14 protein-coding genes are annotated in these 12,742 nt (G+C 55.6%); 9 read left to right on the top strand and 5 right to left on the bottom strand.

From position 1 onward, the window contains the following. The first annotated feature begins 11 nt into the window (after positions 1-11). The 3 genes from HPC62_RS24340 to HPC62_RS22110 all read left to right on the top strand — a co-directional run bounded on the left by HPC62_RS24340 (position 12) and on the right by HPC62_RS22110 (position 1,940). Positions 12-104 carry a pentapeptide repeat-containing protein gene (locus tag HPC62_RS24340; protein ID WP_172358550.1) on the top strand — a complete coding sequence of 31 codons (93 nt, stop codon included), beginning with the start codon at positions 12-14 and terminating at the stop codon, positions 102-104. After that, positions 101-520, top strand: coding sequence for a hypothetical protein (locus tag HPC62_RS22115; RefSeq protein ID WP_172358549.1), 420 nt, complete (start codon positions 101-103; stop codon positions 518-520). The genes HPC62_RS24340 and HPC62_RS22115 overlap by 4 nt, the downstream gene beginning before the upstream one ends. A 400-nt stretch (positions 521-920) precedes the next feature. Beyond that, positions 921-1,940: a cell division protein FtsQ/DivIB gene (locus HPC62_RS22110; RefSeq protein WP_172358548.1), complete on the top strand. Its 1,020-nt coding sequence runs from the start codon at positions 921-923 to the stop codon at positions 1,938-1,940. 163 nt (positions 1,941-2,103) lie between these two features. Here HPC62_RS22110 and HPC62_RS22105 read toward each other — a convergent pair whose 3' ends face one another. Continuing rightward, positions 2,104-2,322 carry a hypothetical protein gene (locus HPC62_RS22105; RefSeq protein WP_172358547.1) on the bottom strand — a complete coding sequence of 73 codons (219 nt, stop codon included), beginning with the start codon at positions 2,320-2,322 and terminating at the stop codon, positions 2,104-2,106. 216 nt (positions 2,323-2,538) lie between these two features. Between HPC62_RS22105 and ftsZ the strand changes: the two genes are divergently transcribed. Further along, positions 2,539-3,747, top strand: coding sequence for a cell division protein FtsZ (gene ftsZ, locus HPC62_RS22100; protein ID WP_172358546.1), 1,209 nt, complete (start codon positions 2,539-2,541; stop codon positions 3,745-3,747). A gap of 39 nt (positions 3,748-3,786) precedes the next feature. Here the strand turns inward: ftsZ and HPC62_RS22095 are convergent, their stop codons facing one another. Further along, entirely contained in the window at positions 3,787-4,026 is a 240-nt protein-coding gene (locus HPC62_RS22095) for a TIGR02450 family Trp-rich protein (RefSeq protein WP_172358545.1), read from the bottom strand. A gap of 676 nt (positions 4,027-4,702) precedes the next feature. On the opposite strand from HPC62_RS22095, the gene upp reads away from it, so the two are divergent. The 3 genes from upp (at position 4,703) to HPC62_RS22080 (ending at position 6,281) form a co-directional block, all read left to right on the top strand. Beyond that, positions 4,703-5,353 (top strand): uracil phosphoribosyltransferase, encoded by a 651-nt coding sequence (gene upp / locus HPC62_RS22090; RefSeq protein ID WP_068510184.1) that lies wholly within the window; start codon positions 4,703-4,705, stop codon positions 5,351-5,353. A 152-nt stretch (positions 5,354-5,505) separates the two neighbouring features. Continuing rightward, the gene (locus tag HPC62_RS22085; protein ID WP_068510187.1) at positions 5,506-5,811 is read left to right on the top strand and encodes a hypothetical protein; all 306 of its coding nucleotides are present in this window, start codon (positions 5,506-5,508) and stop codon (positions 5,809-5,811) included. Between the two features lie 191 nt (positions 5,812-6,002). Beyond that, the gene (locus HPC62_RS22080) at positions 6,003-6,281 is read left to right on the top strand and encodes a YggT family protein (protein WP_172358544.1); all 279 of its coding nucleotides are present in this window, start codon (positions 6,003-6,005) and stop codon (positions 6,279-6,281) included. Between the two features lie 25 nt (positions 6,282-6,306). Here HPC62_RS22080 and HPC62_RS22075 read toward each other — a convergent pair whose 3' ends face one another. Beyond that, positions 6,307-6,699 carry a hypothetical protein gene (locus tag HPC62_RS22075; protein WP_172359115.1) on the bottom strand — a complete coding sequence of 131 codons (393 nt, stop codon included), beginning with the start codon at positions 6,697-6,699 and terminating at the stop codon, positions 6,307-6,309. A 273-nt stretch (positions 6,700-6,972) separates the two neighbouring features. On the opposite strand from HPC62_RS22075, the gene HPC62_RS22070 reads away from it, so the two are divergent. Next, on the top strand, positions 6,973-7,704 hold the full coding sequence (locus tag HPC62_RS22070) for a hypothetical protein (protein ID WP_172358543.1): 732 nt from the start codon (positions 6,973-6,975) through the stop codon (positions 7,702-7,704). Between the two features lie 173 nt (positions 7,705-7,877). After that, positions 7,878-8,333, top strand: coding sequence for a Fur family transcriptional regulator (locus HPC62_RS22065; RefSeq protein WP_172358542.1), 456 nt, complete (start codon positions 7,878-7,880; stop codon positions 8,331-8,333). 153 nt (positions 8,334-8,486) lie between these two features. Here the strand turns inward: HPC62_RS22065 and ndhD1 are convergent, their stop codons facing one another. Together ndhD1 and HPC62_RS22055 are read right to left on the bottom strand one after the other, a co-directional pair. After that, positions 8,487-10,079, bottom strand: coding sequence for a photosynthetic/respiratory NAD(P)H-quinone oxidoreductase subunit D1 (ndhD1, locus tag HPC62_RS22060; protein WP_172358541.1), 1,593 nt, complete (start codon positions 10,077-10,079; stop codon positions 8,487-8,489). Positions 10,080-10,318: 239 nt separating this feature from the next. Beyond that, entirely contained in the window at positions 10,319-12,391 is a 2,073-nt protein-coding gene (locus tag HPC62_RS22055) for an NAD(P)H-quinone oxidoreductase subunit 5 (protein WP_172358540.1), read from the bottom strand. Between the last annotated feature and the right edge of the window lie 351 nt (positions 12,392-12,742).

Here is a 12,742-nt window from a genome sequence, read left to right as displayed (position 1 = left end):
AGTCTGGGGCTATGTTTTCTGGGGCTATGTTTTCTGGGGCGACGTTTTCTGGAGCGACGTTTTCTGGGGCGACGTTTTCGGCATTTTCTCAAACCAACCCATGACAAGAGGATTGCTGTGGCTGCCGCTGCTGGCGGTGTTTTGCTGGCTGGCGTGGGCTGGCTGGAATGAGTATCAAAAACTGGAAGCCTACCGCCAGTGGGCGGCTCAGTTTGAGCGAGCAAAGTATGACATTCTGGCGGCCCTGGGGCAGCGGGGCGATGAACTGGTGTGGGGCAAGCCGACGCGCCGGGGCCCCGTGGCGCTGCAAACGGTGAAGCTGAGCGACGTGAGGGCGATCGCCCTACAAGTTGATGACAAGACCCTGCCGCTGGATGCGCCCCCCGAAACGGGACGAAACCTGGCGATCGCCCTGGAATTGCCCAACAGCAAAGTCGCCATTCCCTTTACCGATTTGTCCCTGGCCGTGGAATGGGGACGGTTCCTCCAGCGCCATCAGCAAACCCTGCTGGAGCAATAATCCAGCGCATTCGCCTACCCTGGCTGGCGCTGACCCATTCTCTTAGGCAAATGCGCTGAGACGAATGTGCTGCTCAGAATAGTCTCCATAAAGCCTTAATCTCGTCTTGAGATCCTGTGGCAATTTTGCAAAAACAGGATATACCAGGGAAAGCAGCGGGGTGTATCCCACTTTTGTAACCCTCACCCTAAATCCCTCTCCCAAAGCGGGAGAGGGACTGCCAATCCGGCTCCCCTTCTCCCGCTTTGGGAGAAGGGGTTGGGGGATGAGGGCAAACTTGCATAACTGGGATGCGCCCAAGCAGCGGGGCTTTGCCTGGAATCGGTCTTCATCGGCAGGCCTCAAGTTCAGTGAATTAAGTTTAAGTGAATTAAGTGGCAGGGGTTCACGACCAAGATTCATGGCGGATATTGTTTCAGTCTCACGGACAGAGCTAGCCAATCGGCGCAGGCGGCTGCGGCAACAGCGGCGCTGGCGGGCGTTGCAGGGAATCTGGCGGCTGTCGATGGTGGTGGGCATGGCGGGCGGCGCGGTGTGGCTGCTGAGGCATCCTGCCTGGGTTATCGCGTCACCCCAGCAGGTAGAGGTGGAAGGGAATCGGCTGCTGTCGGATGATACGGTGAAGTCGATGCTGGAGATTGACTATCCCAAAGCGCTGTGGCAGCTTAGCTCCGAGGCGATCGCCCGCCAGCTAGAGTCCCAGGGCATTATTGCTCAGGCATCGGTGACGCGCCACCTGTTTCCGCCCAGCCTGACGCTTGCTGTGCAGGAGCGTGACCCCGTGGCGATCGCCATCTTGGCTCCCCCTATCGCCGGAAACGAGACTGCGATCCCCCATGATTCCACCGCGAACGCACCCAGCCCCTCGCCCACTACTGGGCTGCTGGATGCCACAGGTTTCCTCGTGCCGATGGATGAATACACTGCGCTAGAGGCAGGGCTAACGCTGCCTACGTTGCGGGTCATCGGCTTTCGCGCTGAACAGCAGTTGGAATGGGCCAGCTTCTACCGGGATCTGAGCCAGCACCAGCAGCAGACCCCAGGGTCGATCGCCATTCAGGAAATCAACTGGAGCAACCCATCCAACCTCATCCTCACCACCGAACTGGGATCGGTTCACCTGGGCGGCTACAGTTCTCGCTTTCCGGCCCAACTCCGCGCCCTCGACCAGCTTCGACAACTGCCCACCAAGCTCGATCTCAGCCAGGTCGTCTATATTGATCTGCAAAATCCCGACAATCCCCTCATCCAAACGCGAGACATGCGCCTCCCTAGTCCGTCATCATCCAATCCCGACGATGAGGCTGGCTGGGATCAAGAGACTGGGGCTGGGTCAAACGCTGAGACAGGGAGCTTGACCGATCCGACCAGTCCTGACGCAATTTCCGATCCGGCGATCGCCCCACCCGCCGCCTGGTAGAGTCAGCGCCCCTGCCCCAGTCGGTTCAAATCGGCTCAACGCTCTCACCCAGAACTTTCGTTTGTTTTCCAATCAAGTTGCACTATATTTAGTTAGAATTAGGCCTCACATTCCCTCCTGAGAAATCGTCTAGAAATCTCTTGGATCACGCTAACGGATCACGCTAATAGAACGCCGATAGCGATTGGCTCTGATTTCCACTGGTTTTGAGCGTTCGGCTGGTTTGGGTTTCCATCATGAATAATCGGGGTGTTCTGCGATCGCTCTCGAATGACCAGAGCCACTGCTCATAGCCCCACTCCCAGTCCCGGTCAATTGGATCGTGTCCAAGTTGATAGTTCCAGTCGACCGTTTCAGTGAACCGTTCCAATGAACCGTTCAAGTTGACCGTTCAAACTAAATGTCCAAATCCGCCGAGCCTGAGGCTGCATCAGGCATTTCCGCTGCTCCGTAGCCTCTTTGCGTTAGCGAACGTTAGAGAATTGCCATCAAAGGTGGAATTTGGAGATGTGGATGCGGACTGCGCGTGTAGTATTGATGTAAATATAATGCCTGGGCTTTCCTGCCTGGTTAACGAATTAAGCCACTTTTTTGACCAATGAATAATGCGAACCCTTTTGCCAATGCAGGCGCGAACTCTGGGCTTCATCTAAGCCAGAGCCACGACACGAAACCGTCCCTCTCAGACGACTCTGGATATAGCGACATCGTGCCGAGCAGCCTGGCCCGGATTAAGGTCATTGGCGTAGGGGGAGGCGGCTGCAACGCGATTAACCGCATGATTGCCAGCCAAGTCTCTGGAGTCGAGTTTTGGTCGGTCAATACCGATGCTCAGGCGTTGACCAATGCCGCCACGCCGAACCGCCTCCAGGTTGGCAAGAAGCTGACCCGTGGGCTGGGGGCAGGCGGGCACCCGCCAGTGGGTGAAAAGGCTGCCGAAGAATCGCGGGATGAAATCGCCACCGCGCTGGAAGGCGCTGACCTCGTATTTATCACCGCAGGCATGGGCGGCGGCACGGGCACGGGCGCGGCTCCCATCGTGGCGGAAGTCGCGAAGGAAGTCGGCGCTCTGACGGTCGGCGTAGTGACTCGCCCCTTTACCTTTGAGGGCAAGCGCCGCACCTCCCAGGCAGAAGAGGGCATCGGGGCGTTGCAAAGCCGGGTAGACACGCTCATCGTCATCCCCAATGACAAGCTTTTAACCGTTATCTCAGCCGAAACGCCTGTACAAGATGCCTTTCGTGTAGCAGACGACATCCTGCGCCAGGGCGTTCAGGGCATTTCCGACATCATCACCATTCCCGGTTTAGTGAATGTGGACTTTGCAGACGTGCGGGCGGTGATGGCCGATGCGGGGTCTGCCCTAATGGGCATCGGCATCGGCACGGGCAAGTCGCGGGCGCGGGAGGCGGCTACGGCTGCCATTTCGTCACCGCTGCTGGAGTCCTCCATCGATGGCGCACGCGGCGTAGTGTTCAATATTCGCGGCGGCTCTGACCTGACGCTGCATGAGGTGAATGCGGCGGCCGAAATCATCTACGAAGCGGTTGATCCCAATGCCAACATCATCTTTGGCGCGGTGATTGACGATCGCCTCCAGGGAGAAGTTCAGATTACGGTCATCGCGACGGGCTTTGCGCCAGGGGAAGTGGCGGCATTGCAGTCTAGCCGGGTGGCTCCGCTCAAGCGCACGGTCACTGCTCCACCCATCGGCACGATGCCCACTGCGCCTTCCGCTGATCCGCGCCTGCGGCCGGGGCTGGATATTCCCGAATTCCTACAACGTCGCCGTCCGCCGACCCGCTAGATTTTTGGGGTTCATTTTTGGGTTCACTCATTTTTGGGTTCACTCAATGGACTGTTCTTGGAGCGATCGCCAGCCTGCCTGCCAGAGCGATCGCTCCTTGAGCTGTTTTGCATTAATCCAAAACCGCACGCTGAGATCACACGATGCCACCATTTCAGCGAATACCCACTCGCCTTCATTCTTGCGGTTGACCACCTGAAAATGTCGCCAACCCCAAGTGGTTTGCAGCGAAGTCCACTTAGACCCTACTAAATGGGGAAACTTTTGCTTTTTGGGCATGGCCACCTCCCATGTCGATTCTCGATTTTGGATTTGCGATTTTGGATTTGCTGCGATTTTGGATTGCCCGTCGAGCGTCTACAGGCTTCCAGCAATTCTATTCGCCGCTTTACCCGCTGCTTTATTCGCCGCTTCGCCTCGGAGCATGGATCTCACACCCAAGCAGTCGTCCAAAGCAATTCTGTGGCGCAATTTCTGTGAAAAAACGTTGATATGATAATCCAGATTGCAGACTTGCATCCCTTTTGCTCCGGCCGATGAAATCAAGCAAGCCGATCAGGAATACTCCGTTTCGGAGCTTTTTGAACCATCGATCACGCTCTTTCTGCTGTTCTTTTAGCTGCTCTTTTAACTGTAAACCGCCTGTACCCTGCTGCTAGCATTGCACCTGACCGATGAGCCAAATCTAAAATCTACACCAAGACGCTGCGATCGCCCCTTCTTCCGTAAACCCCCTCTTCCGTAAATACCTGAAAGTCAAGACTAGAAGCCAGACCAAGCCTCAGATCGCCAGGATTGCCAATCTAAAACCGCCAATCCAAAATCCATAGGACTTACGCAGTTGGACGATTTCTCGCGGGCGCAGCCCGCGAGAAATCGTCCAGAACCCAAAGCGCCTATCGCAAGTGCGTAAGTCCTGATCCAAAATCGATACAACTCTAACCCCCAACCCCCCATGTCCCTGACCCTCCGCGTTTACGTCCCCTCCCATCCGCTCATCAAGCACTGGCTCTCGGTTGCCCGCGACGAATCTACGCCTACGGTTCTGTTTCGCAGCGCCATGACCGAGTTGGGGCGCTGGCTAACCTACGAAGCCACCCGCGACTGGCTGCCCACCACTGAAAGCGAAGTGCAAACGCCTCTGGCTCCCTGCCCTGCTACTTTTATTGACCCAGAAGTGCCGATTGTGGTGGTGCCAATTTTGCGGGCGGGTCTGGCGCTGCTGGATGGAGCGCAGGCGTTGCTGCCGCTGGCCTCGATTTATCATGTGGGGCTGGTGCGAAATGAAGAGACCCTGGAAGCCAGTTGCTACCTGAACAAGCTACCAGAACAGATGCCGCCGGGGACGCGGGTGCTGGTGACAGACCCGATGCTGGCCACGGGTGGCTCTAGTCATTCGCTGCTGAAGCTGCTGGTGGAGCGGGGAGTTGACCCAGCGCTGATTCGGATTGTGGCGGTGGTGGCGGCTCCCCAAGCCCTGCAACTGCTGGGGGCAGACTTCCCGGCGCTGTCAATCTTCACGGCGGCCATTGACGAAGGGCTGAACGATCGGGGCTACATTGTGCCGGGGCTGGGCGATGCGGGCGATCGCACGTTTGGCACTTGAGGACGGGCACTGAAAAAACAGTGCTGAAAAAGGGGCGCGTGAGATGGGGACTTGAGAAACCCACAGAGCGATCACACGCCCACGAATCGACTTAACGGTAGACTAAAGGGTATCTGAAATAACCGCTCGTGGCGATCGCGGAGAGAAAGGGTATGAGTCAGCAAGATAACTTCTTTGGCGGGTTTTGGGTCGGCGCAATTGTGGGCGGCGTAGTAGGCGGCGTGCTGGGCGTGCTGGTTGCGCCCCGCCTCTCGCGGCAAGACTCGCTAGAGAGCAAAAAGGGAGACCGTCACTTGCCCCTGTCTGAGCAAAACAGCGAGGATTCTCGTCGGGGGCTAGAGGACAAAATTGCCCAACTCAACGACGCGATCGATGATGTGCGCCAGCAGTTGGGCGGGGTGAACGGCGGCAACCGAGTCGAAGGGATGGAACGGGTGCGGGGCGATCGCCCTTACTAGCCCCCTTGGAAAGCTTGTGAAAAGCCCATCTCTGAAAGGCCCATCTCTGAAAAGCCCCCTCAAAGCCTCATTCAAACTAGCCTCATCCTGTAGAAATCCTGGAAGTCGTTAAGCGCCCGCTGGCTTCCAGGTCGTGTAGGTTAAACTGAGTGTTAAATGAGTTTAGTTCGCCATTATTCATCCAAACGCCCATGAGTGGTTCTACTATGCTGGTTGCCCAGTCCCTCTCCACCTTCATCTCGATCTACACGACAATCCTGATCATCCGCATCCTGCTTACCTGGTTTCCCAGCGTCAACTGGTATAGCCAGCCCTTCGCCGCCCTCAGCCAAATCACCGACCCCTACCTCGACATCTTTCGTCGCGTGATTCCGCCACTGGGGGGCTTTGATTTTTCGCCGATCTTGGCAATTTTTCTCCTGCAATTTTTGGGACGCTTTCTGGAAAGCGCCGCCTATGCCGCCTTCTAAGCCTTCTAAACGGTGACCCAAGCGGCTATCGGCGGACAGTCCCTGCAAATCCTGCTGCCTTGAACTGCTCCAGCTTTAGCGGCGTGGGCTGGTTTTCGGACACGCTGATGCGGAGTTCAAAATCGCTAACACCGGGCGGAACTTCGTCGATTGATCCCAGTCGAGTCCGGTTTTGCATCACCGGATTATCGTTGGCATCGTAAATACGACCGAAAATGTCGGCGTTGTAGATGTCCTTGTTGGTTGGATTTTCGGCTTTGCCCGTAATGATGTAGCAACTCGCGGGCATACTCGTGCCGCCAGGGGTGACAGCGCCTTCGCCCAGTTCTTCTGGGCAGACTTGATAGGACAGGTCAAATAACCGAATCTGCACGAGCGCTAGGGCTGTGGGCGCGTAGAACCAAGGGGCGATCGCCATACAGACGGCCAGGAAAATTACGAAAACGCGCTGGAGGCGGAAGTTAAACCAGTTCATCATTGCAGGGAGTAGCGTAGACAGTAGCAGAATCCAGGTCGAAATCTGGGGAGTAGGCATGGAAAAATTGCTACCCTCAGCGTACCTGAATCTGGGGGCACAGGGGGTTAGCCAGCCTATTTTTCTAGATGACTTCGCAGATGACTCTACAGATGTAGTGGCATAATGCAAAGTTAACTTGCAGAGTTAACGGTTGCGAAGCAGAGTGAACCGCGCATGACCCCTGCCGAGATTGAAGCTGCTTTGAGGGTCGCTTTCGATGCCTGTGATGCCGAAGGCTATCCTCTGAGTTTGGAACAGCAGAGCCTGTTGTTGCAGCTTGTGGCGCAACAGTTAGACAACGGAGATGCATGGTCTACGTCCTACTCTGCTGTCTCTGATAGAGACAAGCCAAGGGACAAGCCAGAGGATAGCCTGAACAATCCGCTGGAGGCGCTCACGATAGATCAGCGGCGGGCGTTTTTGGACTATGTGCAGGAGGCTCAAGCGAGCGGGCGATCGTGGAAGGCGCAGTTGCTCAATGACTGGCTGCGAGGAAATGATTCTGGCCCGGTGCAGTTTGTCCGCGATCAGTTTGGGCTGAATTGGTTAGAACAGGTGCGTCCTATGCATCTGGCGGCCTATGCAGAGGCAGCGCTGCGGCTGAAGGCGGGCGATCGCATCGAGGTGGCGAATAGCCTCTGGGAATGGGTGCAAGACGACGGCCCATGCAGCCGCGAGTGGTTTCCCTGTACCGTTATCTCCGTTAATGAACCAGCCCCGCGAGAATCCGCCAATAGCGAATCTGCCAGCAGTGAACCAGAAACCACAGGCACGTCAGAGGCTTCCGAAACCCGACAGGCAAGCTGCTGCGTCCGATTTGACAACGGCATGGAATACGAAATTCAGGGTATTTATGAGTGGAATCGCTATAACTGGCGCTGGGCTGCAGAAGAATCCCGGTTCTGAGTAGTTTTGACGAAAATCCCGCCCATTCTCCTGCTTTAAGGCGTTCCCGTTATAGAAATCTAAAAGATTTGTGAAGCCTAAGTGGGTATTATTCTCAATAAGCAGGTTTTCTTGCAAATACTCGATTTATTGTGTATCCTTCTCAATAAAGCAACCTTATTGAAAAGGTGCCTATGACTGCCTACACTGCGACCTCACTAAAGGCTGAACTTAACGAGCGGGGCTGGCGTTTGACCCCTCAGCGCGAGACGATCCTGACGATCTTTCAGAACTTGCCCAAGGGCAATCATCTCAGCGCTGAGGACTTGTATAACCTGTTGAACGAGGAGGGGCATCATATTAGCCTCTCGACGATTTATCGCACGCTCAAGCTGATGGCCCGCATGGGCATTCTGCGGGAGCTAGAGCTGGCCGAGGGTCATAAGCACTACGAAATCAACCAGCCCGCGCCTTATCATCACCATCACCTGATCTGCGTCCGCTGCAACAAGACGATTGAGTTCAAGAACGACTCAATCCTGAAAACGGGCAGCCGCACGGCTCAGAAAGAAGGCTATCACCTGCTCGACTGTCAGCTTATTATTCACGCCGTTTGCCCAACCTGTCAGCGATCGCTCCTTCCGATTTAGCTTCTTCTTCGATTTGGTTCAGGGCGGACTGATCTGCCGGTTTTGACGGCTTCTGCTATAGCTCTCCTGATTTAGCTCTCATAAAAGCCAAAAAGCCCAGAGTTGAAAGACTCCGGGCTTTCCTGTTAACGGCTATCGGCGTGACAGATCAGGCTAGAGATTGGACGAAATCTCAGGAGCCTTGAGCAACGCCTGCTTTGAAAGCGTCGCGGTTTCTTTCTCCGCAGCGGCGATCGCAAAGGATTCCTGAAGCTGGGCTGTCACCTGCTCAGTCGTAGAATCATACATCTGCGTAATCAGCTTGGGATAGAACCCGATGCCAATAATCGGGATCAGCAGCGACGCAATGATAAACACTTCGCGAGGTTCGGCATCCACCAGCACCTCATGCTCTACGAGTTCCTGGTTTTCTGGGCCATAGAAAATCTCCCGAAGCATGGACAGCAGATAGATCGGTGTCAGGATCACGCCCACCGCCATTAGCGTAATCACGATAATTTTGAACGTCTGGTCATAGGCATCGCTGGTGGCAAAGCCCACAAATACCATCAGTTCTGCGACGAATCCGCTCATTCCCGGCAGGGCCAGCGAGGCCATCGAGCAGGCTGTAAACATGGCGAAGATCTTGGGCATTTTTTTGCCTACGCCGCCCATCTCGTCCAGGATGAGGGTGTGTGTCCGGTCATAGGTTGCGCCTACTAGGAAGAACAGGCTGGCTCCAATCAGCCCGTGGGACACCATTTGCAGCATGGCTCCGCTCAGGCCCAGGTTGGTGAAGGAGGCTAAGCCAATTAGCACGAAGCCCATGTGGGAAATCGAGGAGTAGGCAATTTTTCGCTTCAGGTTTCGCTGGGCAAAGGAGGTCAGCGCGGCGTAGATAATATTAACCACGCCCAAAATTACCAGAATCGGCGCAAAACGGACATGGGCATCCGGCAGCATCTGCACATTCATCCGCAGCAGCGCGTAGCCGCCCATTTTTAGCAGAATGCCCGCCAGCAGCATGTGAACCGGAGCCGTCGCCTCGCCGTGGGCATCGGGCAGCCAGGTATGGAGCGGAAAAATCGGCAGCTTGACGGCGTAGGCGATCAGGAAGCCTGCGTAGACCAAAAGCTGGAACTTCAGCGGGAAGTCCTTATCCATGAGCGATCGCATGTCAAAGGTGACCGTATCGCCATAGAATGCCATCGCCAGCGCCGCCACCAGGATGAACAGCGACCCACCCGCCGTATACAGAATGAACTTAGTGGCTGCGTAGAGCCGCTTCTTGCCGCCCCAAATAGACAGCAGCAAGTACACCGGGATTAGCTCCAGTTCCCACACCAGGAAGAACAGCAGCATATCCTGCACGGCAAACACCGCAATCTGTCCGCCGTACATCGCCAGCATCAGAAAGTAAAACAGGCGCGGCTTCAGCGTTACGGGCCAGGATGCCAGAATCGCCAGCGTGGTGATAAAGCTGGTCAGTAGAATTAGCGGCATCGAGAGTCCGTCTGCCCCCACTGACCAGCGCAGGTCTAGCGAAGACACCCAGGAATAGCTCTCGACCAGTTGCAACTCAGAACGGCTGAAGTCGTATTGGGTATAGAAGGCGTAGACCGTCAGCGCAAAGTCGATCAGTCCGATGATGAGGGCGTACCAGCGGACGGTTTTTCCGTCTTTATCGGGAAGAACCGGGATCGCTAGTGATGCGAGGACAGGCAATAGGATGATGGTTGTTAGCCAGGGAAATTCAGCAGTATTCATGTAGAAATTTAGATTTCAAACGTTCGGAGCAGGTTTCTGAGTAAGTTTCCTGGAAAAATCTGAAAGAATCTGAAAGGATTAGCTTTTAACTTGCAATCTCGCTTGCAACCCAACTGCGATTAATGATCGAAGATTGGACGATTCACTCAAGTAACTTGGGCGGCTCACTCAGGCGGCAGATTTCCCAAAAAGGGATAAGGCAGAAGCGGAGAGCGATCGCCCTCCGCCCTGTGTCAACTTCAGGTAATCCCGGAAACCAGCACTAGCCCCAGCACCGCGCCAAAGACGATCAGCGCGTAGAACTGCACCCTGCCGCTTTCCAGATATTTCAGCGCTTCGCCCGTGACCAGCGTGACAAAGCCCGTCAGGTTTACCAGCCCATCCACAATCCGCACGTCTACTTCTAGCACCTGCCGGGCCAGACGACGGCTGCCCTGCACGAACACAGCGTTGTAGATGTCGTCGATGTACCACTTATTGAGTGAAAGCTGATAGAGCGGCTGGATCTTGTCGGCGATCGCCGATGGGTCGATTTTCTTGAGCAGGTACATGGCTGTCGCTAGGGCAATGCCGCCGAGGGCGATCGCCACTGAGCTACCGCCCATCGTCAGAAATTCGCCCCAGTCCACTGCCTCGGCTTCGTGGATCACCTCACCAGGGGCATGGATGAATTCCTCGAAGTAATTCTTGAACGGCGTGCCTACCAGCCCGATCAGCATCGACGGAATGGCCAGCACCATCAGCGGCAGCGTCATCGTAATTGGCGACTCGTGCGGCTCGCTGGCGTGGTGTCCGTGGTCGTCGTGAGCCTCGTGATCTTCGGCATGAGTCTCCGCCGTTAGCTCCAGCGGGTTCATTGCACCGGGGCCAAAAGCCAGACCCAGCTTTTGAAGCTGCTCGTTTTTTAGCTTGCGCTTGATCTCCGTGCTAGTACCGCGAAACTCGCCCTCAAAGGTGCTGAAGTACATGCGGAACATGTAGAACGCTGTGATCCCCGCCGTCAGAAATCCAACGGCCCACAGCGCCGGGTTTGCCCGGAAGGTGGCTCCTAGAATTTCGTCCTTTGACCAGAAGCCAGCCAACGGGGGAATTCCGGCGATCGCCAGCGTGCCAATCAAGAAGGTCGTGGCGGTAATCGGCATATACTTCCGCAGACCGCCCATCAGTCGCATATCCTGCGCCAGCACGGGGTCGTGTCCTACCACCCCCTCCATGCCGTGGATCACAGAACCAGAGCCGAGGAACAGCATTGCTTTGAAGTAGGCATGGGTCATCAGGTGAAAGAGTCCGGCTGTGTAGGCTCCCACGCCCATGCCCATGACCATATAGCCAAGCTGGGACATCGTGGAATAAGCCAGACCCTTCTTGATATCGTTTTGCGTGATGGCGATGCTGGCTCCTAAAAATGCCGTGACTGCGCCCGTATAGGCAATCACGTTCATGGCGGTGGGGATATGCTCAAACACGGGGAACATGCGAGCAATCAGGAAGACACCCGCCGCCACCATCGTTGCTGCGTGGATCAGTGCCGAAATGGGGGTGGGGCCTTCCATCGCGTCCGGCAGCCAAACGTGCAGCGGAAACTGGGCCGACTTTGCCACTGGGCCAAGGAACACCAGCACCGCAAACAGCGCTGCGATCGCCCCGCTGAGCGCACCCGACTGGACGAGATCCTGGAGGCGATCGCCAATCACCTCAAACTCAAAGCTGCCTGTCGCCCAGTATAAGCCCAGTATCCCCAGCAGCAGCCCAAAGTCGCCCACCCGGTTCGTCACAAACGCCTTCTGGCAGGCATCGGCAGCCGCTTTACGGTCATACCAGAAGCCGATCAGCAGGTAGGAACACATCCCCACCAGCTCCCAGAAGATGTAAATCTGCACCAAGTTTGGGCTAATCACCAGCCCCAGCATCGACGAGCTAAACAGGCTGAGGTAGGCATAGAACCGGACATAGCCTGGATCATGAGCCATATAGCCATCGGTGTAGATCATCACCAAAAAGGCCACCGTCGTCACAATCACCAGCATCAGCGCCGTCAGGTGATCAACGATATAGCCCATCGATAGGTGAAAATCGCCCGCCGATGCCCACTCAATCGAGCGTTCGTAGGTCGGGTGTCCTTGAATCTGGCTCCACAGCAGGGCAAAGGAGAGAACCATTGCAGTGCCCGTCAGCGAGACAATGAACACCGAACTGGGCTTGCGAAACTGCTTGGCGAAACCGCTGGAAGAAATTAGACCTAGCCCCAAAATCATCGCCCCTGCCAGGGGCAACACTGGGATAAGCCAGGCATATGCGTAGAGGGATTCCATGATGAAGCCTACTTCAAGCTTTTTTTCAAATCGGGCAAAACCGCTTACATTTTGACACAGACTGGCGGAGTGGAGGTGTTTCTGAAGGTTTTGTCAAGAATGGGGCTGCGATGGTGTCAGACTCGATTCCTCACCCAATTCCGAATGAGCTACCTGACTTCGCATCATCCACTGCATTCAGTCACAGTTGCATTCAGTTAATCTCTCGGATAGTCTGTCCAGATCACCTGTCAGAACCTAATCGTCATAGATCACATACTGCCCCATTCTTCCCTGTATTGTTCGACACGCTATTAAAATTTCTCCCGTTTTTATTCGACAGCCGTACGACTTGATGAAGACTGGCTGAAA

It is taken from the genome of Thermoleptolyngbya sichuanensis A183, assembly GCF_013177315.1.
In the GTDB taxonomy this organism is placed as follows: Bacteria; Cyanobacteriota; Cyanobacteriia; order Elainellales; family Elainellaceae; genus Thermoleptolyngbya; species Thermoleptolyngbya sichuanensis.
This window is presented reverse-complemented; position numbering and strand designations above follow the sequence as displayed.